At 69.9% G+C, this 19357-nt stretch carries 19 protein-coding genes and 1 tRNA gene; 8 read left to right on the forward strand and 12 right to left on the reverse strand.

What is annotated here, in order from left to right; translation table 11 throughout:
- Nucleotide 1: 1 nt before the first annotated feature.
- The 6 genes from ACK4SC_RS00845 to ACK4SC_RS00870 are packed head-to-tail and all read right to left on the reverse strand — an operon-like array spanning nucleotide 2 to nucleotide 4964.
- Entirely contained in the window at nucleotides 2-226 is a 225-nt protein-coding gene (locus tag ACK4SC_RS00845; protein WP_409613928.1) for a twin-arginine translocase TatA/TatE family subunit, read from the reverse strand.
- Nucleotides 227-263: 37 nt separating this feature from the next.
- Entirely contained in the window at nucleotides 264-1256 is a 993-nt protein-coding gene (locus ACK4SC_RS00850; protein WP_409613931.1) for a helix-turn-helix transcriptional regulator, read from the reverse strand.
- Nucleotides 1249-2241 carry a helix-turn-helix transcriptional regulator gene (locus ACK4SC_RS00855; RefSeq protein ID WP_409613934.1) on the reverse strand — a complete coding sequence of 331 codons (993 nt, stop codon included), beginning with the start codon at nucleotides 2239-2241 and terminating at the stop codon, nucleotides 1249-1251. The genes ACK4SC_RS00850 and ACK4SC_RS00855 overlap by 8 nt, the downstream gene beginning before the upstream one ends.
- A 28-nt stretch (nucleotides 2242-2269) precedes the next feature.
- Nucleotides 2270-3244, reverse strand: coding sequence for an FKBP-type peptidyl-prolyl cis-trans isomerase (locus tag ACK4SC_RS00860; RefSeq protein WP_409613936.1), 975 nt, complete (start codon nucleotides 3242-3244; stop codon nucleotides 2270-2272).
- Nucleotides 3245-3273: 29 nt separating this feature from the next.
- Entirely contained in the window at nucleotides 3274-4260 is a 987-nt protein-coding gene (locus ACK4SC_RS00865; protein ID WP_409613939.1) for a tRNA (adenine-N1)-methyltransferase, read from the reverse strand.
- Entirely contained in the window at nucleotides 4257-4964 is a 708-nt protein-coding gene (locus tag ACK4SC_RS00870; RefSeq protein WP_409613942.1) for an HAD family hydrolase, read from the reverse strand. The genes ACK4SC_RS00865 and ACK4SC_RS00870 overlap by 4 nt, the downstream gene beginning before the upstream one ends.
- A gap of 77 nt (nucleotides 4965-5041) precedes the next feature.
- Between ACK4SC_RS00870 and ACK4SC_RS00875 the strand changes: the two genes are divergently transcribed.
- Complete coding sequence (locus ACK4SC_RS00875; RefSeq protein WP_409613945.1) at nucleotides 5042-5968, forward strand: PAC2 family protein; 927 nt, start codon at nucleotides 5042-5044, stop codon at nucleotides 5966-5968.
- Between the two features lie 9 nt (nucleotides 5969-5977).
- Here the strand turns inward: ACK4SC_RS00875 and ACK4SC_RS00880 are convergent, their stop codons facing one another.
- Together ACK4SC_RS00880 and ACK4SC_RS00885 are read right to left on the reverse strand one after the other, a co-directional pair.
- Nucleotides 5978-6823: an undecaprenyl-diphosphate phosphatase gene (locus ACK4SC_RS00880; protein WP_409613948.1), complete on the reverse strand. Its 846-nt coding sequence runs from the start codon at nucleotides 6821-6823 to the stop codon at nucleotides 5978-5980.
- A gap of 18 nt (nucleotides 6824-6841) precedes the next feature.
- Nucleotides 6842-8170 (reverse strand): M20/M25/M40 family metallo-hydrolase, encoded by a 1329-nt coding sequence (locus ACK4SC_RS00885; RefSeq protein WP_409613951.1) that lies wholly within the window; start codon nucleotides 8168-8170, stop codon nucleotides 6842-6844.
- A gap of 86 nt (nucleotides 8171-8256) precedes the next feature.
- Here ACK4SC_RS00885 and ACK4SC_RS00890 point away from each other — a divergent pair.
- Nucleotides 8257-8342: transfer RNA gene (locus tag ACK4SC_RS00890), tRNA-Leu, on the forward strand.
- A 69-nt stretch (nucleotides 8343-8411) separates the two neighbouring features.
- Here the strand turns inward: ACK4SC_RS00890 and ACK4SC_RS00895 are convergent.
- Together ACK4SC_RS00895 and ACK4SC_RS00900 are read right to left on the reverse strand one after the other, a co-directional pair.
- The gene (locus ACK4SC_RS00895; protein WP_409613954.1) at nucleotides 8412-8972 is read right to left on the reverse strand and encodes an N-acetyltransferase family protein; all 561 of its coding nucleotides are present in this window, start codon (nucleotides 8970-8972) and stop codon (nucleotides 8412-8414) included.
- The gene (locus ACK4SC_RS00900) at nucleotides 8969-9367 is read right to left on the reverse strand and encodes a DUF2834 domain-containing protein (protein ID WP_409613956.1); all 399 of its coding nucleotides are present in this window, start codon (nucleotides 9365-9367) and stop codon (nucleotides 8969-8971) included. Before ACK4SC_RS00900 ends, ACK4SC_RS00895 begins: the two co-directional genes overlap by 4 nt.
- A gap of 40 nt (nucleotides 9368-9407) precedes the next feature.
- Between ACK4SC_RS00900 and ACK4SC_RS00905 the strand changes: the two genes are divergently transcribed.
- On the forward strand, nucleotides 9408-10283 hold the full coding sequence (locus ACK4SC_RS00905) for a hypothetical protein (protein WP_409613959.1): 876 nt from the start codon (nucleotides 9408-9410) through the stop codon (nucleotides 10281-10283).
- 19 nt (nucleotides 10284-10302) lie between these two features.
- Here the strand turns inward: ACK4SC_RS00905 and ACK4SC_RS00910 are convergent, their stop codons facing one another.
- Nucleotides 10303-10593, reverse strand: a complete 291-nt coding sequence (locus ACK4SC_RS00910) for a hypothetical protein (protein WP_409613962.1) — start codon at nucleotides 10591-10593, stop codon at nucleotides 10303-10305.
- Between the two features lie 107 nt (nucleotides 10594-10700).
- Between ACK4SC_RS00910 and ACK4SC_RS00915 the strand changes: the two genes are divergently transcribed.
- From ACK4SC_RS00915 to ACK4SC_RS00935, 5 genes are all read left to right on the forward strand, one after another.
- Nucleotides 10701-11423 carry a hypothetical protein gene (locus ACK4SC_RS00915; RefSeq protein ID WP_409613965.1) on the forward strand — a complete coding sequence of 241 codons (723 nt, stop codon included), beginning with the start codon at nucleotides 10701-10703 and terminating at the stop codon, nucleotides 11421-11423.
- Nucleotides 11423-12997, forward strand: a complete 1575-nt coding sequence (locus ACK4SC_RS00920) for a DNA polymerase Y family protein (protein WP_409613968.1) — start codon at nucleotides 11423-11425, stop codon at nucleotides 12995-12997. Before ACK4SC_RS00915 ends, ACK4SC_RS00920 begins: the two co-directional genes overlap by 1 nt.
- A 33-nt stretch (nucleotides 12998-13030) precedes the next feature.
- The gene (locus ACK4SC_RS00925; protein WP_409614315.1) at nucleotides 13031-16543 is read left to right on the forward strand and encodes an error-prone DNA polymerase; all 3513 of its coding nucleotides are present in this window, start codon (nucleotides 13031-13033) and stop codon (nucleotides 16541-16543) included.
- A 53-nt stretch (nucleotides 16544-16596) separates the two neighbouring features.
- Nucleotides 16597-17418 (forward strand): DUF1206 domain-containing protein, encoded by an 822-nt coding sequence (locus ACK4SC_RS00930; protein ID WP_409613971.1) that lies wholly within the window; start codon nucleotides 16597-16599, stop codon nucleotides 17416-17418.
- Nucleotides 17419-17487: 69 nt separating this feature from the next.
- Nucleotides 17488-18189: a type 1 glutamine amidotransferase gene (locus tag ACK4SC_RS00935; RefSeq protein WP_409613973.1), complete on the forward strand. Its 702-nt coding sequence runs from the start codon at nucleotides 17488-17490 to the stop codon at nucleotides 18187-18189.
- On the opposite strand, the gene ACK4SC_RS00940 is transcribed toward ACK4SC_RS00935, so the two are convergent.
- Nucleotides 18186-19301, reverse strand: a complete 1116-nt coding sequence (locus ACK4SC_RS00940; protein WP_409613976.1) for an alanine racemase — start codon at nucleotides 19299-19301, stop codon at nucleotides 18186-18188. The two genes, ACK4SC_RS00935 and ACK4SC_RS00940, sit on opposite strands and share 4 nt — an antisense overlap.
- Nucleotides 19302-19357: the final 56 nt, after the last annotated feature.

Genomic DNA, 19357 nt, shown 5'->3' on the forward strand with positions numbered 1-19357 from the left:
CCTACTTGGTGGACGCGGAGTCAGGACCGTCGGTCGTCGTGTCGGCGCCGCCCGACGCCTGCTCGCGCTCGGCCGCGTCGGCCTCCCGGCCTGCCTTCACTTCTTTCTTGAAGATCGTCATCGACTGGCCGAGGCTCTTGGCGAGCTGCGGAAGCTTGGGCGCGGCGAAGAGGAGCAGGATGACCAACAGCAGAATGAGGCCGGTCCAGCCGGAAAGTTGTGGCATTCAGCTCACGTCCTTCGTGTGCGGGGGTGCGAGGTGCTCAGAAGTCTAACCGTCGATGCTGTGCGGCGATGGCGCGTTCCGCCCAGTGTCGGGCTTCGTCAGCCGCGGCGGGCGTCACGACCCGGCCGGCCGCGCCCAGTCGGCTCGCCAAGCGCCCCACCTTCGCCAGGTGTGACAGCTCGACGGTGGCGCGCACGAGTGCCGCAGAGCCATCGACGGGGCGGATGTCGTCGGGAAGGTAATCGGCCACGAGAGGAAGCGCGGCCTCATCGAGCTCAATCTCGACGCGCACACCCCCACCGTCCGACCCGCTGAACAGACTCGCCGGGTCTGCCGTCGATGCCGGATGCTCGTCAGCGGTCCCGACAGATCGCACCGTTGCGATGCGGTCGACACGGAAGGTGCGCTCGGCCTCGCGGGTCAGGCACCAGGCGCGCAGATACCACACGCCGTCGACGGAGTCGAGACGCACGGGATCAACGAGTCGTTCCTCGCGGACGCCGTCAGCACTCACGTAGTCGAGCGCCAGGCGACGGCCCGCCGCTTGTGCGCGCCGCACCTCGGTCAGTGTCTCGCCGGAATCCGCCGGCGCCACCGCCACAGGAGCAACCCCCGAGGTTGTTCCGCGCGCGAGCTTCTCGCGCAACGCCCACAGATCGTCACGCTCAGCGAAGTCGGGGAGCGCCATGATCGTCTGCACACCGGCGATGAGCGCGGCGGCCTCGCGCCCGGACAGTCGCGGCTGCTCCGTGAGCGGCGCCTGTCGGAAGCGAATGATCGACTGCTCCTCGAACTGGTCCCAATCGATGTCGAACATCCCGGACCCAGGCAAGACGCTGCCGCTGGCGTCGGGCACACCGCTCACCGCGATCAGCTCGACGGCCCGACGGATGCGCTCGGGTGAGGTGCCAAAGTGCTCGGCGGCCTCGTCCACCGTGACGCTCACCTGATCGATGAGGTACGGAACGAGGGCGAGCAGGAACGCCAGGCGATCGGTGCTCGTGCCGCCGGTGTCGCGACGCTCAGCCATGGGAGCCCGCCACCTGCATCCACCGATCGAGGACAGCGTCGATGAGTTCGCGCGGGGCCACGACCTGCACATCGTCTCCGAAGCCGGCAAGTTCGTCGGCAAGCAACTGCAGGTCGGTCGTGCGCACGATGAGGAGATCGCCGTCGACGTCGGTGCCCGCACGATTGCGCAACACCACATCGGCCTCGCTTCCCGGGGTCACAGCCACGGTCGCCCGCTGGCTCTGCCACAGGGCCCGCAACTCGGCGAGTGCGCGCTCGGCGGCGTCGGCAGCGGGCTCTTTCGCCGCATCGGTGCGCAGGCGTACCGCGCCAACGATGCGCTGCAAGAGGAAGGTTCGATACCCTCCCCTGCCCTCGTCGAAGGCCTGCAGATGCCAGCGACCCTCGTGCTGCACGAGCGCCTGCGGAGACACACGGCGCCGGTCAGGACGAGCGTCACCGGGCTTCAGGTAGTCGAACTCGACCTGGCGGCCGCGGCTGATTGCGAGCGTCAGCGGCGCGTGGGCGCGGTCGTGAGCGCGCAGCGTGGGCGCAACACCGATCACCGCGTCGCCGACGGCAACACCGAGCCCGCGCAGTTTCGTCAGGGCGCGACGCGAGTCGTCACTCAGAGAGCCTTCACGCCAGACCTGACCGGCGAGTCCGAGCAGCGCGAGCTCTTCCGAGCTGAAGGTGATGTCGTCGGGCAGCGGATACTCGGCCCGCGATACGCGGTAGCGCTGCAGCTTGGTGTCACCGTCAGCGCCTGGCTGGTCGAACGTCTCGAGCGGAATACCAAGTTCGCGCAGGTCGTCTTTGTCGCGCTCAAACTGCCGCTCGAGGCTCGCATTGTCGCCGCCGGGTACGTACCGCGCGGAGTACCCCTCGACGGTCGACAGGATCTGTGTCTTGGTGAGACCGGTCTCGGTAGCGATCAGCGCGAGCACAAGACTGAACTGGCGCTCTTCTGCCGAGGTGCGGCGGCTGGGGGCGTCGTCGGTCACGATCGCCATCCTAGAACGCGACTGCTGCTCAGTCGCGCTCCTCGACGCCGAGAATGTCGACGACGAACACCATCGTGCTGCCGTCGGGAATCGAGGCAGGCGCTTGCCCGGCGGGATAGCCGAGAGACGGCGGAATCACGACGACGAGCTGAGAACCCACGGTCTGCCCGACGAGCGCCTCTGCGAGACCCGGCACAATCCCGTTCGGGTCGTCAAGGAAACTGCTCACGAGGAAAGTCGACGGGGCGCCGCGCTCCCAGCTGGAGTCGAATACTCGCTCCGTCTGCCAGATCAGTCCGGTGTAGTGCATCACCACGCTGTCGCCGGCGGCAACCTCGGCACCGGCGCCGCGCGTCAGGACGTGGGCCACCAGGTCGTCCGGCGCATCCTGGTTCGGGATCGTGATGCCGGGGCGACCGTCCGGTGCCGTGACGACGGCAGGAACGCCGTTGGCGCCGAGCTGAGGGGTGCCCTCAGCGCGTCCCAGGTAGGCCGCTTCGATGTCGAGCACGAGCACCACGGCATCGTCGTCGGCAAGCCCGAGCGACGGGTCGAGGGTGCCCGCACCGAAAACGTCAGCGATCGTGCCGGTTGCCGCGATGCGGGAGCCCACCTGGGCGCACTGGACGACCTCGGCGAGGATGTCCATGTCAGCACCGGCAGTACGCCGAAGCGGATTGCTCGTGGCGTCATACGCGCTCTGCGTGATCAACTCACCGTCGACGCCCGAGAACAGGCTGACCTGGAAGTCGACGATCTGCCCCTCGGCGATCGGTTCTCCCTCGCCCTCAACGAGCACGGCCTGCTGAGCGCCCTGGGTTCGCAGTGGGGTGGGGAAGCTCACCTCCGGCGCGCTGAACACCGGTCCGGATGCCCGGACGAACGTCGGTGAGTCGCCGCTCGGGATGGCGGGTTCGCACGCAGCGGAACCGCCCAGCGGCGCGCACGCAGCGAGCGTGGCGACGAGGGCCGTCGAGACGATGAGCGCAGAAACAGAGCGCACGTGACCTCTTTCGTCGGGGTGGGCGATCTTCACTCTAGTGCGCCGTCGGCTGACCGCTGCGCGGTCGACTGAGCCTGGCGCGCGGCCTTCCGCAGCCGTTTCGCGCTGGCCTGACGTTCACCAACGGCGCCGGGGGTCCACAGCTCGATGTCCTCATCGCTCGCCTCGGTCTTGGAGCCGCGACGCGCCTTCGAGAAGGTCGGGGCTCCGTCAGCGAGTCGTCGAGCGGTGATGAGGAAGCCGGTGTGGGCGACCATCCGGTGGTCGGGTCGCACCGCAAGACCGTCGAGGTGCCAGCCACGCACCATCGTTTCGTTGGCCTGCGGTTCGGTGAAGCGGCCACTATCGCGCATCGCCTCCGCGACGCGAGATAACTGCGTGACGGTCGCGACGTAGCAGAGCAGGACACCGCCGGGCGCGAGGGCGTCGGCGACGGCGTCAAGGCACTCCCAGGGTGCGAGCATGTCGAGGACGGCGCGGTCGGCGCTTCCCGGCTCCATAGCCGTGGGGAGCTGCTCCTGCAGGTCTCCGAGGGTGATGCTCCAGTTCGCCACCGGACCACCCATGAACGTCTCCACGTTGCCCCGGGCGATGTCGGCGAATTCTTCGCGGCGTTCAAATGAGTACAGATGACCGTCTGACCCGATCGCGCGCAGCAGCCAGGTCGACAGCGCGCCTGATCCGACACCGGCCTCGATCACGCGCGCGCCGGGGAAAATGTCGGCAGCGCCGAGGATCTGCGCCGCGTCTTTGGGATAGATGATTGCCGCGCCCCGAGGCATCGACATCACGAAGTCGGTCAGGAGCGGCCGCAGCGCGAGGTACGCCACGCCCGCGGAGTTTTCCACCACGCTGCCATCGGCCAGGCCGATGAGGTCATCGTGCGCGAGGGCTCCGCGGTGCGAATGGAACGAGCCTCCCGGTTGAAGGGTGACCGTGTTGAGCCGCCCCTTCGGGTCGGTGAGCTGCACCTGATCGCCAGCGCGGAAGGGTCCGCGGCGCCGTGCGGCGCTCACCGGTGCCCTCCGGCAGCACGGCGGAAACCGTGGTGAGCGTTCAGCACGGCGGTGAGGTCGTCAACGGTCCGGCCCTCCAGCGTGGGCCACAGCACGTGCGTCGGCCCCTGTTGCAACGCGAGGTGAAGCGGTGCTCCGATCGCGGCTGCGCCCGAACTGATCGCGGACGCGAGACCAAATTGCGAGTCTTCGATGGCCACACAGTGCGCGATGTCGACGCCGAGTCGCTCGGCGGCCGTCAGGTAGGGCTCCGGGTGGGGCTTTTCGTGTGACACGTCATCACCGCCGATGACGACATCGAACGTGCCGGGGCCAATCGCGTCGGCCACGCGCACGGCCATACGCCGCATCGACATTGTCACGAGCGCGATTGGAATCCCGGCCGCGCGCAGTTGATCAATCAATTCGCGCGCTCCTGGCCGCCACGGCACAGCAACGTCGATCTGCGACAGCACCTCGTCTGTCAGTCGATCGATGATCTCCTGCACGCCGAGATCAACACCTGCGCGCTGCAGAATGAGTGCCGAGTTCTCGAGACCCGAGCCCACGAGTTGCATGGCGTCCTCGGTGCTCCACGACCCTCCGTACGACTCGACCAGGGCGACCTCGGCGGCCATCCAATAGGGCTCGGTATCGACGATCGTGCCGTCCATATCCCACAGCACGGCGGCCGGGCGATCGAAGGGTGTACTGACGCGGGTCACGACGCACGAGTCTAGTTGCGTTCTATCCTGGGGGACGCTCCGGTGAGCATCCGGACATCGCAAGGAAATGAGGGCGCGTGGCGCACACGGATCTGTTTCGCGGAGGACGCCTCCTGGTGGTGGCGTTCGAGGGCTGGAACGACGCCGGGGAGGCCGCCAGCGGCGCGGTGCGGGCGCTGAAGGATGTACTCGACGTCGTCCCCATCGCCGACATCGATCCGGAGGACTACTACGACTTTCAGTTGAACCGGCCGCAGATCGAGACCGACGATGACGGTCGTCGCCGGTTGCGCTGGCCCAGCGTGACCCTGTTTGGACCGGCCGTCGATGACGGGCTTCCGCGAGAATCCGCCGAGCAACCCGAGAACCCGCTGGCTGTCAGCGGCATGAATCACGACAACATTTACCTGCTGCTCGGCACCGAACCGTCCCGCGGCTGGCGCACGTTCGCGACCGAGACGGTCGACCAGGCGCTCACCGCCGACGTGACCGGCATCATCCTCCTGGGGGCGCTGCTCGCCGACGTCCCGCACACGCGTCCCATCGCCGTCACCGCCACGAGCGAAAACGCCGAGGTGCGCGACGAACTCGGGCTCGAGCGCTCGACGTACGAAGGCCCGGTTGGCATTCTCAGCGTCCTCGTCGAGGCTGCCGAAGAGGTGGGCATTCCCACGGTGTCCCTGTGGGCGTCGGTTCCCCACTACGTGCACAACGCGCCGTCACCCAAGGCGACCCTCGCGCTGCTCGACCGCCTCGAAGAGCTGATCGATGTCACGATCCCGCGCGGCGACCTTCTCGATGAAGCCCGCACGTGGGAAGAGGGCATCGATGCGCTCGCCGACGACGACGAGGACATGCGTGGGTACATCGCCCAACTCGAGAAGGCGCGGGATGCTGTGGAGGCTCCCGAGGCCAGCGGCGAGGCGATCGCGCAGGAATTCGAACGGTACCTGCGCCGGCACGACGACGACGAACCCGGCGGCGATGTGCGCCGCGACGACTAACGCGCCCGCTCAGCCCTCAAGAACGCCCATCGAGAGCAGGACCAGGATCGTCGAACCGAGCAGCACCCGGTAGATCACGAACGGCAGGAACGACCGCTTCGAGATGTACGCCATCAGGCCAGCGATGACCACGAGGGCGATGACAAAGGCGATACCGGTCGCGACGAGCGTCTCTCCCCACCCAAAGGGCCCCGTCGTCGTCGGATCGAGCAGAGCCGTACGCAACTCGTAGAAGCCGGATCCGAACACGGCCGGAATCGCGAGGAGGAACGCGTAGCGGGCGGCAGCGGGTCGGGTGTACCCGAGTGCGAGACCCATCGTCGTCGTGGCGCCCGAGCGCGAGACCCCCGGAACGAGTGCCAGCATCTGTGCCAGGCCGTAGTAGAGGCCGTGGGGGTACGTCAGGTCGGTGAGTTCCCGCGTTCGGCGGCCGAGGTAATCGGCAAGGCCGAGCAGGAGGCCGAAGCCGATCAGCACGATGGCTACCAGCCACAGCGAGCGGAACGTGTCGCGAATGTACTCCTGCCCCAGATAGCCGGCGACGGCGATGGGGACGGAGCCGATGATGATCAGCCAGCCCATGCGCACATCCGGGTCGCTGGCCGGCACCCCACGGCGAAAAACGTGCGCAAACCAGCGGTTGAGGATGCGCGTGATGTCGCGCCAGAAGAACAGCACGACGGCAAGCTCCGTGCCGATCTGGGTGATTGCGGTGAACGTCGCACCAGGGTCGGTTGCGGCGGGGAGAAACTCGCCGACAATGCGCAGGTGCGCGCTCGACGAGATGGGGAGGAACTCGGTGACGCCCTGGACGATGCCCAGGATGATCGCGTCGACGTACGTACTCGTGCTCACGGGATCGGGGCTCGCCTTCTAGTAGGTGAGGAGGAAGTCGGTCAGCGCTCGGTGGCCGAAGTCAAGGGCCGCGAGCGGCACACGCTCGTCGACCCCGTGGAACATAGCGGGAAAGTCGAGGTCGGGCGTGAGGCGCAGCGGGGCAAAGCCGTATCCGGTGATTCCGAGCTCGCTGAGCGCCTTGTTGTCGGTTCCGCCGCTGAGCAGATACGGCAATACCTGCGCCTCGGGGTCGTGACGCTGCAGCGTGCCCACCATTGCGTCGACGATGGGACCCGAGAAGGGGTTTTCGAGCCCGACGTCTTGGACGACCACCTCGAGCTCGATCTCGTCGCCGATGAGTTCGCGCACGCGCGCAAGTGCGGCGTCTTCCTCCCCCGGCAGGGTGCGGATGTCGATGAGCGCTTCGGCCGTGTCCGGAATCACATTGTGCTTGTAGCCCGCCGCGAGGAGCGTCGGATTGCTCGTCGTGCGGAGGGTTGCGGTGAGGAAACCGGCCGCTGTGCCCGTACGCAGGAGTAGCTCATCGGGGCCTGTGCTCTCAAGGTCGGCGTCAAGCAGCCGGGCAACCTCGCCGAGCAGCTGGGTGGTGGTATCCGTGAGATGTAGCGGCCACTCTTCGCGCCCGAGCGCGACGACCGCCTCGGCGAGCTTCGTGACCGCATTGTTCGGGATGACGCGGGATCCGTGCGCGGCCACCCCGCGAGCGCGCAAGCGGATCCAGATGAGCGCCTTCTCCCCCGTCTGCAGCAGGTAGGCGCGCTTGCCGCCGATCTCGACGGAGTAGCCGCCGACCTCGCTGATGGCTTCCGTCGCGCCGGCGAACAGCTCAGGGCGGTGGGTGACCAGGTGATGTGATCCGTAGACGCCACCGTTCTCCTCGTCGGAGAAAAACGCCACCGTCAGGTCACGATTCGGCTGGCGACCGCTTTCGAGAATCTCGGTGAGCGCGGTCAGGATCATCGCATCCATGTTTTTCATGTCGACCGCGCCGCGACCCCACAAGAGCCCGTCGCGGATCTCGCCGCCGAACGGGTCGACGCTCCAGTTCGCCGGGTCGGCGGGAACGACGTCGAGGTGGCCGTGCACGACGAGCCCGGGGCGCTCGGAGCGGCTCGTGTCGACCGGGTTCGCGTACGAGCCAGCGACCTTCGCGATCACGCTTGTGCGACGATCGGCGGCGTCGACGTACTCGATGCTGAGGCCGAGCGATTCGAGGATCGCGCCGACGTATTCGGCCGCCTCCGTCTCGCCGCGACTGCGGCCCTCACCCCAGTTCGTCGTGTCGAAACGAATGAGGTCGCGGGCGATCCGGGCGGTGTCGCTGAGGGTCTCGTCGGCGGCCATGACTTCCACGCTACCCGGCGCGCATCCGGGCCCGCATTCCGTGCTAATGTCGTACCTCGTTCGGCCCCTCGGGGCCTGACAAACCAGCGCGGGTGGCGGAATTGGCAGACGCGCTAGCTTGAGGTGCTAGTGCCCGTATTAGGGCGTGGGGGTTCAAGTCCCCCCTCGCGCACGCTGGGTGTAAGCGGCCCCCGAGACGATGAATCTCGGGGGCCGTTTCGCATTTCTCGCCGTGTGGCCGTCACAGCTCGCGCCGCATGAGCCAGCGGGTGCGATGGCCGGCGTGCGCCAAGGTCTCGAGCACCCGCTCGAAGCCGTGCGCCTCAAACAGCGCGGTCGTGCCGACGTATCCCGAGATGCTGTCGATGCGCTCGCCCTGGGTTTCGGCCGGGTAGCCCTCGACCACAGTGGCACCGTGCGCCGCCGCGTGAGCCACCGCGCCGTCAAGCAGCTCGTGCATGAGGCCGCGCTTGCGGTAACCGGCGCGCACCACGAAGCACACGATCGACCACTCACTGCCGTCGTCGAGAAGCGGGATCGTGCGCGAGTTCATCAGTCGCCGATACGTCGAACGCGGGGCAACCGAACACCAGCCGGCGACCTCGCCGTCGACGTACGCGAGGACACCAGGCCCGGGCGCGGTCTCGCACTCGCGCGCCATGTAGGCAGGGCGCTCGGCGTTCGCCGGCCGGGAGTCGCGGTAGCTCATGCACCAGCAGGCGCCTGCGCCGGGGTTCTTCGTGCCGACGACCTCGGCGACATCCGCGAAGCGGCCGACGGCGGAGAGAACCTCGATGCTCATGCGGGAACGGTACTCCCCTGCCCCGACGCGCCCGGCTCGACTTCGTGATCGTGCGCGGCCGCGTTCTGCCGCTGCCGCTCGAGGTGGCGCTCGCGGTTCATGAGGAACAGCGGGAAGGTGAAGGCGATCGCCGTCAGTCCCGAGAAGACGATGTACGCCCACAGGTGGCGCATGCCGAGCCGACGTCCCTCGATGACAATGAAGGCGCATCCCGCGACCGCCATGACGAGCAGATCGGTGGTGAGCGAGCCGACGGCGGGGCCGTTATTGAACCAGTCGCCGAGGAAGTCGGTGCGTTCGATGATGGCGATGGCGTTGTACGTCCAGGTGCCGACGAGGCCGGCGACGGCGATGACGCCGAAGACGACGGCGCGCGGGGTCCAGTAGCGGGTCATGGGGTCATTGTGCCCGGCGCGGTTCGGCGAGGATGGAGGCGTGAGCGCATTCTCAGCACCGTTCGGACTGCTTCTCGACGTCGACGGGCCGATCGCGAGCCCGGTGGAGCGGCGCATCGTCGAGCCGAGCATCCTGCCGGACCTAGTGGCGCTGGCGACGGTGGGCGTGCCGATTGCCTTCATCACGGGGCGCAGTGCGGTGTTTGTGCGCGATGAGGTCGCGGCGCGGCTGGTCGAGGCGGGGCTGCCCGACGGCGCGCCCGTCTTTGCGGTCATGGAGAAGGGCGGCGTGTGGGCGCCGATCGCCGCCGGTGGCGGCCTCGGCGCTCTCGAGCTGGATGCGGCGCTCGCGATTCCCGCGGATGTCACGGAGGCGGTGCACTCCCTTGCGCGGGCTGAGTATGCGCACGCGATGGAGGTCGACGAGGGCAAGCACGTGATGATCTCGCTGGAGGCCCGCAGCGACATCCCGCACGAGGACTACTGGCCGGCGCGGGACGAGTTCCAAGAGCGGGTCTGGCAACTGCTGGTCGATCGGGGGCTGGGGCTGCGCTACGGCGAGCGGGTGCGCGCGGATGCGCGGGGCGAGGTTCCCTGGCGCATCGACCCGACGATCATCTCGACCGACGTCGAATCGGTGCTGCTCGACAAGGATCGCGGTGCGGCCAGGGCGCTGGAGTGGTTCGCCGCGCAGGGCGTCACGGCGCCGCGCTGGTATTCGGCGGGCGACTCGCGCTCGGACTACCTGATGGCCGACCACGTGCACGCCGACGGACTCGAGGCCGTGCACGTCGACGTCAGGCCGGGCGACGGCATGCTCGAGCGCGACTACCCCGTCGTCACGATGGGGTCGCTCATTCACGATCAGGCGGGTGCGGCGTTCCTGCGCGAGCGGGTCGCCGCGTTGGGGCTCTAGGCGAGCCTGTCGAGACGGGTCACGCGCAGCGCTGAGACTGGACCAGCCAGCCGCCTCCGCCCGCCTCGACGACCGTGAGTACCCAGTCGTCGGCGACGACGGTCTCCCCTGACTCCGTCCACCCCGTGTCGGGCGCATCCGTGGTGGCGGCCCAGGCTTCGGCGGCCTCGATGGGGGTCGCGTAGCCGGACGCGTCGGGCGTGAGTTCGGCGTCGAACGCGCCCGAGCATCCGGAATCGGCGGGGGCGCATCCGGCCACGCCCAGAGCGGCGAGTGCGGCCAGCGCCGCGGCGGTCATGAGCCGAGCCATGCTCGAAGCCTTCTCCTCCGGCGCCGTCTTGTCAACGGTTCCACCGACACGCCGATGGAATGTCGGTGCAGGTTGCCATATTCGAACATATGTTCGACCATGGAGAGGTGCCCGCTCTCGCCCTCGCCTCCCCCCAGCCGACCCCGTCGGCTGTTGAGGCGTTGCAGGCGCGCATCAACGCGATGCAGCGAACGACGCTCGACACGAAGCTCACGCCGACCCACGAGGCCCTCGCCGACCTCCTGCCGGACGGCGGGCTGAAGCAGGGCGCCGCCTACTCGGTAACCTCGTCGAGCGCGCTCGTGATGGCGTTGCTCGCCGGGCCGTCGCAGGCCGGATCGTGGTGCGGGGTCGTCGGCATGCCCGAGTTCGGCGTCGAGGCGGCCGAGGCACTCGGCATCGACCTCGACCGGCTCGTGCTCGTGCCGCACCCCGGCGACCAGTGGCTCACCGTCACCGCCGCGATCGCCGACGCCATGAGCGTGATCGTCGTCAAGCCAGGGCGCGCGGCGAGCGACGGCGCCGTCACGAAGCTCGCCGGCCGGCTGCGCGAGCGCGGGGCGACCCTGCTCGTCCTCGGCACCTGGCCGCAGACCGAAGCGATGATCAGCATCACCGCGAGCCGCTGGTCGGGGCTCGGGCAGGGCTGGGGCTACCTCACCCAGCGCGAAGTGACCGTCACCGTCAGCTCGCGTCGCTCCCCCACGCCGCGCAGCGGCAGGCTCGTCTTGCCCGACCCCGAGGTCGGCATCCGCCGCCTCGATCCGCCTCTCGGCGCCGGACGCGGCCGTACCGCTCCCGTCACCGCCCTCCCCAGGAGGGCCGGCTGATGCAGCGCACCATGGTCGTCTGGGTTCCCGACTGGCCCGTGATCGCCGCCGTGCGTGATGAGGCCGCACCTGCCGGTGACGCGCATCCGATCGCGATCGTGGCCGCCAATCGGGTCGTGGCGTGCTCGTCCGCCGCCCGAGTTCACGGAGTGCATCGCGGGCAGAAACGCCGGGATGCGCAGGGAGCCTGCCCCCGCCTCGTCGTCGTCGCCCACGACGACGACCGCGAGCATCGCCACTTCGCTCCCCTCGTCGACGCGCTCGAGCAGCGCGCCGCCGGCGTGCAGATCGTGCGCCCCGGCCTGCTCGCGCTCGCCGCGCGCGGCCCCGCCCGCTACTACGGCGGCGAAAAGGCGGCCGCCCTCGCGCTCATCAGCGCCGTCGCCGACGAGGGGGTCGCGGATGCGCGGGTCGGGGTCTCCGACGGACCCTTCGCCGCCGACCGCGCCGCCCGCGACACGCGCGCCCACGCCCCCGTGCGCATCGTCGCCGAGGGCGCCGCTGCCGCCTACCTCGCCCCCCTGCCCGTGTCGACGCTCGCCGACCCCGAGCTCGCCACCCTGCTCACGCGGCTCGGCGTGCGCACCCTCGGAGCCTTCACCGCCCTCCCCGCCGCCGCCGTGCGCGAACGCTTCGGGCCGGCCGGCGCGTACGCGCACGCGCTCGCCGGCGCTGTCGACGCGACCCCGATCATCCCGAGAACACCACCCGACGACCTCGAGCGGGTGATCGACCTCGAACCGCCGCTCGACCGGGTCGACCAGATCGCCTTCGCGGTACGGCAGCTCGCCGACGACGTCGTCGAAACCCTCGCCGCCCGGCGGCTCGTCGCCACCGCAGTCAGGGTGAGCGTGCGCGACGAGTCGGGACGCGAATCCGACCGGGTGTGGCTACACCCGCGCGCGTTCCGGGCGAGCGAGATCGTCGACCGGGTGCGCTGGCAGCTGAGCGGCTCGACGCGCCGGCTCGGCTCCACGCCCGACGCGGCGCTCGGGCCCGGCCTCGCCTCGCCCGTCGACCGGGTGAGCATCGCGCCCGACAGCGTCGACGCCACCACCAACCACGAGCCGGGGCTCTGGGGAGGCGAACCCGACGACCGGGTGCACCACGCCCTGTCGCGCGTGCAGAGCATGCTCGGGCACGAATCCGTCGTCACCGCGCAGCGGGCCGGCGGGCGCACCCTCGCCGAGCGGCGCATCCTCGTGCCGTGGGGCGACCGCGCCGTGCACCAGCGCCCGCTCGACCGGCCCTGGCCGGGCGCCCTGCCGCAGCCGGCGCCCGCGACCGTGTTCCCCAGCCGGCACGCCGTCACCGTCATCGACGGTCGCGGCGACATCGTGCTCGTCGACGACCGGCTACGGGTCACCGGTGCGCCCGCCGCGTTCGCGCCCGCCGCCGGAGGGGCGACCCGACCCATCCGATCGTGGGCGGGGCCCTGGCCGCTCGACGAACGCTGGTGGGATGCGGCGCAGCGCCGCCGCCTGCACCGGCTGCAGGTCGTCGACGAGGCCGGCATCGCCTGGCTGCTCGTGCTCGACGGCGGCAGCTGGTGGGCGGAAGCGCGGTACGACTGATGGGTGGCGAGCGCTGATGGGTGGCGAGCACTGATGGGTTGGCACAACCCGCCCATCCCCTGGAGCGAACTCGAACGCACCCTGCGCTCGGGCAACCGCCCCAACCCCTCGCTGCCCGAGGTGGGCGACGGCAGCGACTCCCCCGCGTGGTCGAACAAGCGGGCCCCCTACCGGCCGGGTCGCGTGGAACAGCCCGACCCCGAGACGGTCGTGCCGTACGCCGAACTGCACGCGCACTCGAGCTTCTCGTTCCTCGACGGCGCGTCCAGCCCCGAAGAACTGCTCGAAGAGGCCGCGCGGCTCGGTCTCACCGGGCTCGCCCTCACTGACCACGACGGGTTCTACGGGGTCGTGCGCATGGCCGAGGCGGCAGAACCCTACGGCCTCACGACGGTGTTCGGCGCCGAACTCTCGCTCGGTCTCACCAAGCCGCAGCTGGGCGAACCCGACCCCGAAGGTACCCACCTGCTCGTGCTCGCCCGCGGCCAGGAGGGCTACCACCGGCTCGCCGCCGCCCTCACCGACGGGCAGCTCGCCGGCGGCGCCAAAGGGCGCCCCGTCTACGACCTCGACGTGCTCGCCCAGCACGCCGGGCGCGGCGGCGACGCCACGGCACCCGGCCACTGGGTGATCCTGACCGGCTGTCGCAAAGGCACCGTGCGCACGGCGCTCACCGCCGGCGACCCGAACGGGCAAACGGTGCCGACCCGCGCATCCGTGGAGGCGGCCGGGCGCGAACTCGACGCGCTCGTCGAGCGGTTCGGGCGCGAGAACGTCGTCGTCGAGCTGTTCGACCACGGGCGTCCGCTCGACACCGTCTACAACGACGCGCTGGCCGCCCTCGCCGCCGAGCGTGGCCTGCCGGTCGTCGCCACCGGCGCCGTGCACTACGCGCACCCCGGCCGCTACCCGCTCGCGAGCGCCTTCGCGGGCCTGCGCGCCCGGCGCAGCCTTGACGACATGGACGGCTGGCTGCCCGCCGCCGGCACCGCGCACCTCCGAAGCGGCGCCGAAATGCAGCGGCTGTTCGCCCGCTACCCCGGCGCCGTCGACCGCAGCGTCGAGCTCGCCCGCGAGCTCGGGTTCTCGCTGCGCCAGGCGAAGCCGAAGCTACCGAAGTTGCCCGTTCCCGAGGGGCACACCCCCATGAGTTGGCTGCGCGAACTCGTTTGGCAGGCGGTGCCGCAGAAGTACCCCGACGCCTCCGACGCCGATCGGGCGCGCATCGCGCGCGAGCTCGACGTGATCGAGCAGAAAGACTTTCCCGGCTACTTCCTCATCGTGCACGACATCGTGCAGTTCGCCCGCCGCCGCGGCATCCTCTGCCAGGGTCGCGGCTCGGCCGCGAACTCGGCCGTCTGCTACCTGCTCGACATCACCGCCGTCGACTCGATCTATTACAAGCTGCCCTTCGAACGCTTCCTGTCGGCGCTGCGCGACGAAGAGCCCGACATCGACGTCGACTTCGACTCCGACCGGCGCGAAGAGGTCATCCAGTACGTGTACGACACGTACGGCCGGCGCAACGCCGCCCAGGTCGCCAACGTCATCTCGTACCGGCCGAAGAACGCGGTGCGCGACATGGCGAAGGCGCTCGGCTACTCGACCGGCCAGCAGGACGCGTGGAGCCGTCAGGTCGAACGCTGGGGCGCCGTGCTCTCGAGCGACGACCACGACATCCCCGACGCGGTCGTCGACCTTGCCCAGCAGGTGCTCACGTACCCGCGGCACCTCGGCATCCACTCCGGCGGCATGGTGCTCACCGACCGACCCGTCGGCGAGATCGTGCCCATCGAGCACGCCCGCATGACGAAGCGCACCGTGCTGCAGTGGGACAAAGACGACTGCGCCTGGATGGGCCTCGTGAAGTTCGACCTGCTCGGCCTCGGCATGCTCGCCGCCCTGCAGTACGCCTTCGACCTCATCGATGACCATCTCGGCGAGCGGTGGGAGCTCGCCACGATCCCGAAAGAGGAACAGACCACCTACGACATGCTGTGCCGCGCCGACTCGATCGGCGTTTTCCAGGTCGAAAGCCGCGCCCAGATGGGGCTGTTACCGCGGCTGCAGCCGAGAAAGTTCTACGACCTCGTCGTGCAGATCGCGCTGATTCGCCCCGGGCCCATTCAGGGTGGCGCCGTGCACCCCTTCGTCAAGCGCAAGCTCGGCGAAGAGCCCGTTACCTATGACCACCCGAAGCTCGTCGAACCACTCGAGCGCACGCTCGGGGTGCCCATCTTCCAAGAGCAGCTCATGCAGATCGCCATGGCGGTCGGCGGCTGCACGGGCGACGACGCCGACCTACTGCGCCGCGCCATGGGCTCAAAGCGCGGCCTCGAACGCATCGAATCGCTGCGCGAAACCCTCTACGCCGGCATGGCCTCCAACGGCATCACCGGGCGCCTCGCCGACGAGATCTACGCCCGCATTCAGGCGTTCGCGAACTTCGGCTTCGCCGAAAGCCACTCGCTGAGCTTCGCCCTGCTCGTCTACGCCAGCTCGTGGATCAAACTGCACTACCCCGGCGTATTCCTCGCCTCCCTCCTGCGCGCCCAGCCCATGGGCTTCTACTCCCCCGCCTCGCTCACCGCCGACGCCGAACGGCACGGCGTCGAGGTGCGCGGCCCCTGCATTGTGCGCTCCGGCGTTGAGGCGGGCCTCGAACGGGTCGACCTCACGGTCGATGACCCGTTCTCGCCGCTCACTGCGGATGCTCGCCGCGCGGCGCCGACGGGGCTCGCCTCGTGCGCGAACCGCGTGCATCCGCCCGTCCCTGAGTTTCGACCAGACTCGCGCGACGGCGAACTGGAGGACCTCCTGCCGCACCGCCGCGACGGCGACCTCGCCGTGCGGATGGGGCTGGGGGCTGTGTCGGGGCTCGGGAAAGAGACCGCCGAGAAGGTGATCGCCGAGCGTGAGCGCTACGGCCCCTACCGCGACCTCACCGACCTCGTGTACCGCACCGGGCTCACGGCGGCGCAGCTCGAGTCGCTCGCCACCGCCGGGGCCTTCGAGGTGTGGGGCATGACGCGGCGCGAGGCGCTGTGGGCCGCCGGTGCTGCGGCGCAGGCGCGCCCCGAATACCTGCCGGGCAGCGTCGTCGCCATTCAGCCTCCGCTGTTCGACGACCTCGAGCCGGCCGAGCGGATGGTCGCCGACCTCGTCACGACGGGTGTCGCTCCCGGCGACCACCCCGTGCGCTACGCCCGCGAGCGGTTGCGTGCCCGCGGGGTGCTGAGCGCCCGCGAGCTGCGCAGCGCCGAGCCGGGGCGCCGCATCGAAGTGGCCGGGGTCGTCACGCACCGGCAGCGGCCCGCGACGGCGAGCGGCATCACCTTCCTGAACCTCGAAGACGAGACGGGGCTCGCCAACATCATCTGCTCGGTCGGGCTGTGGGGGCGCTACCGGCGCACCGTCCGCGAGAGCCGGGCGCTCATCGTGCGCGGCATTCTCGAGCGCTCGCCCGAGGGCGTTGTCAATGTCGTCGCCGACCGGGTCGAGGCGCTATCGCTGAAAGCCACCATGCCGAGCCGCGACTTTCGCTGAGCGCCGCCCGAGTGTTCGCTGCGGCACCGCAGTCACGGCGCTACCCTCGGCGGATGCCGCAGACACCCTCGCGCTCATCCGCACGCCAGACCACGCGCCGACTGCACAACAGCCGCACCTGGCGCACCCTCGCCCGCACCGGATTCGCGGTCAACGGGCTGCTGCACATTCTTCTCGGCGCGATCGCCATCCAGCTCGCCCTGCCGGGCAGCAGCGACGCCGACGCCGACCAGAGCGGGGCGCTCGAAAGCCTTGCCGCGACACCCGTCGGCGGACCGTTGCTGTGGGTCGTGACCGTCGGCCTCGCCGCGCTCGGTCTCTGGCTCCTCGTCGACGGCATCATTGACCGCCCCGACGAGGGTGCCGTCCGGCACGTGGCTATCGCCTGCGCCAAAGGCCTGACCTACCTCGCCATTGCGGCAACGGCCGGACAGGTCGCCCTCGGCGGCCGCACGGACTCGTCCGGCGACGCCCAGAGCGTCACCGCAACGTTGCTCGAAGCCCCGGCGGGCGTCGTCCTCGTGATTCTCGCGGCCCTCATTGTTCTCGGAATCGGCGTGTACTTCAGCGTGAAGGGCGTCACCCAGGGGTTCCGCGACGACCTCGACACACCGGCCGGGGGCGCCGGAACCGCGGTCGTCGCGCTGGGTGTTGGCGGCTACCTGGCGAAAGGAGTCGCCCTCGGTATGGTCGGCCTCCTGATCGGAAGCGCCGCCATCGCCTCCGACTCGGCGCGCTCGACCGGCCTCGACGGGGCGCTACGGTCGCTCCTCGACCTGCCCTTCGGGGCCTGGATTCTGGGAGCCGTCGGCGCTGGACTCATCGCTTACGGCGTCTACTGCTGTGCCCGTGCCCGCTACGCGCGGCTCGACTGAGCACCTCCGCCAGCTCGCGCCACTCGACGGCTCAGCGAGACACGGGTCGCCACGCTCTACAGTGACCCCATGACCTGGCTGGTGCTGCAACAGATGTGGTTTGAGGGTCCCGCGGCGATCGGCGACGTTGCCCGCGAGCGCGGCCTCCAGCTGCGCATCATCCGCACCGACCAGGGTGAACCCGTGCCGAGCCCCGACGCGCTCGACGCCTACGAGGGACTCATCGTGTTGGGTGGCGCGATGGGCGCGCTCGATGACGATAAGCATCCCGCTCTCGCCGGCGAACGCGCGCTGATGGCCGCCGCCGTCGAACGCGACCTGCCGGTGCTCGGCGTCTGTCTGGGTGCGCAGCTGTTGGCGATTGCCGGCGGCGGTGAACTGCTCGCGGGCGAGGACGGCAGCGAAGACGGCCTCGGGCCCGTCGAACTCACGAAGGACGGGCTCGCCGACCCCGTGCTCGGCCCGCTCGGCCGGTACTTCGAAGCCATGCACTGGCACGAAGACACGTACACGCTGCCGGAGCGGGCGGTGCACCTCGCGCGCAGCGAACGATACGAACAGCAAGCGTTCCGCCTGGGGTCGTGCCAGTACGGCTTGCAATTTCACCTCGAGATGGGTTCGGCCGAGGTGCAATCGCTGCGCGATGATTTTCCCGACGACGCCGACCTTGACCCCGATCGCACCGACAAGGTGGTGGTGCTCGGGCGCGCGGTGTTCGAGCGCTTCTTCGACCGCGCCGCTGAACTCGCCCCGGAGCGCGGCCAGCGCTAGGTGTTGGCGCCGCGCGCGGCGACCGGCCAGACCTCCTCGGTGCCGTCTGCGTCGGCCGCAATGAGATCGTCGACGAGGTTGACCGCCGTGCAGACGTGATTCGGCACGATGCGCATCCGCTCGCCCAGCGCCGGTGCCGCGTCGCCCGGTGCAAACGCAATCGTCGCGTGATGTTCCGACAGCGCCACGATGCGCGCATCGGGATGCTCGATGCACCGCCCGAATCCGCTCGCCCACTCGGGCCGGTCGCTCGCGAGCGCCTTGCTGCCCGCATCGACGATGAGGCGCAGGCCTCCGTCGTCGTCTTCCCGCCGGCTGACGACGGTCGCCACGACGCTCAGCGCAATGGATTCGGGCCGCACCGCTCCGAGTTCCCACTGCTGAGCGTCGCCCAGCGCGTAGACGCCGGGGCGGAGCTCGGTGAGCACGTCGTCGGCGCCCCCGTCGAGTGCGCCACCAGCCGCGGCATAATCGCCCGTGGTGGGTGTGGAGCCGCCGCTGACGACCGGGCAGGCGAGCCCCGCGGCGAGCACCGCGTCGCGAGCGCTCCGCAGGGCGCGCTGCTCGTCCGCGGCCGCCGCATGCATGCCGTCAGGGGAATACGAATGGCCGGGAAACGTGAACACCCCCGCGACCTCGAGCTCGAGCTCGGTCGCGGCGCGCGCCAGCGCGCCCGCGCGTTCGGGGTCGACGCCGCTGCGGTGGTGGCCACTGTCGACCTCGACGGCGACCGTCAATCGTGACCGGTTGGCATCTCGGGTGGCCGCCGCGAGCATCCTGAGCCCGTCGAGAGAGTCAACGCCGATCCTGAGCCGCACGCCCCGGGCGAGCAGGGCGGCAAGCCGGGCCGCGCGCGGGCCCTGCAGCCACAGCGGGTAGGCGATGAACAGATCAGCGAAGCCGTGGGCGGCGAACACTTCGGCCTCCGCCACGGTCGCAACCGTGAGGCCGTCAGCGCCGTGGGCCAGCTGCCGGGCCGCGATATCGGGCGATTTGTGGGTCTTGGCGTGCGGCCGAAGCGCGACGCCCCGTGCCCGCGCGCGGTCAGCCATCGCCGCGAGGTTCTGTTCGAGCACGGCGACATCGACGCGGGTGTACGGGGTATCGCGCACGCCCCCATCCTGCCCGACCCGCCTGGTCATCGCGACGCCCGGTGAGGCGCGGTGTG

The organism is Microcella sp. (assembly GCF_046293215.1).
Lineage (GTDB): Bacteria > Actinomycetota > Actinomycetes > Actinomycetales > Microbacteriaceae > Microcella.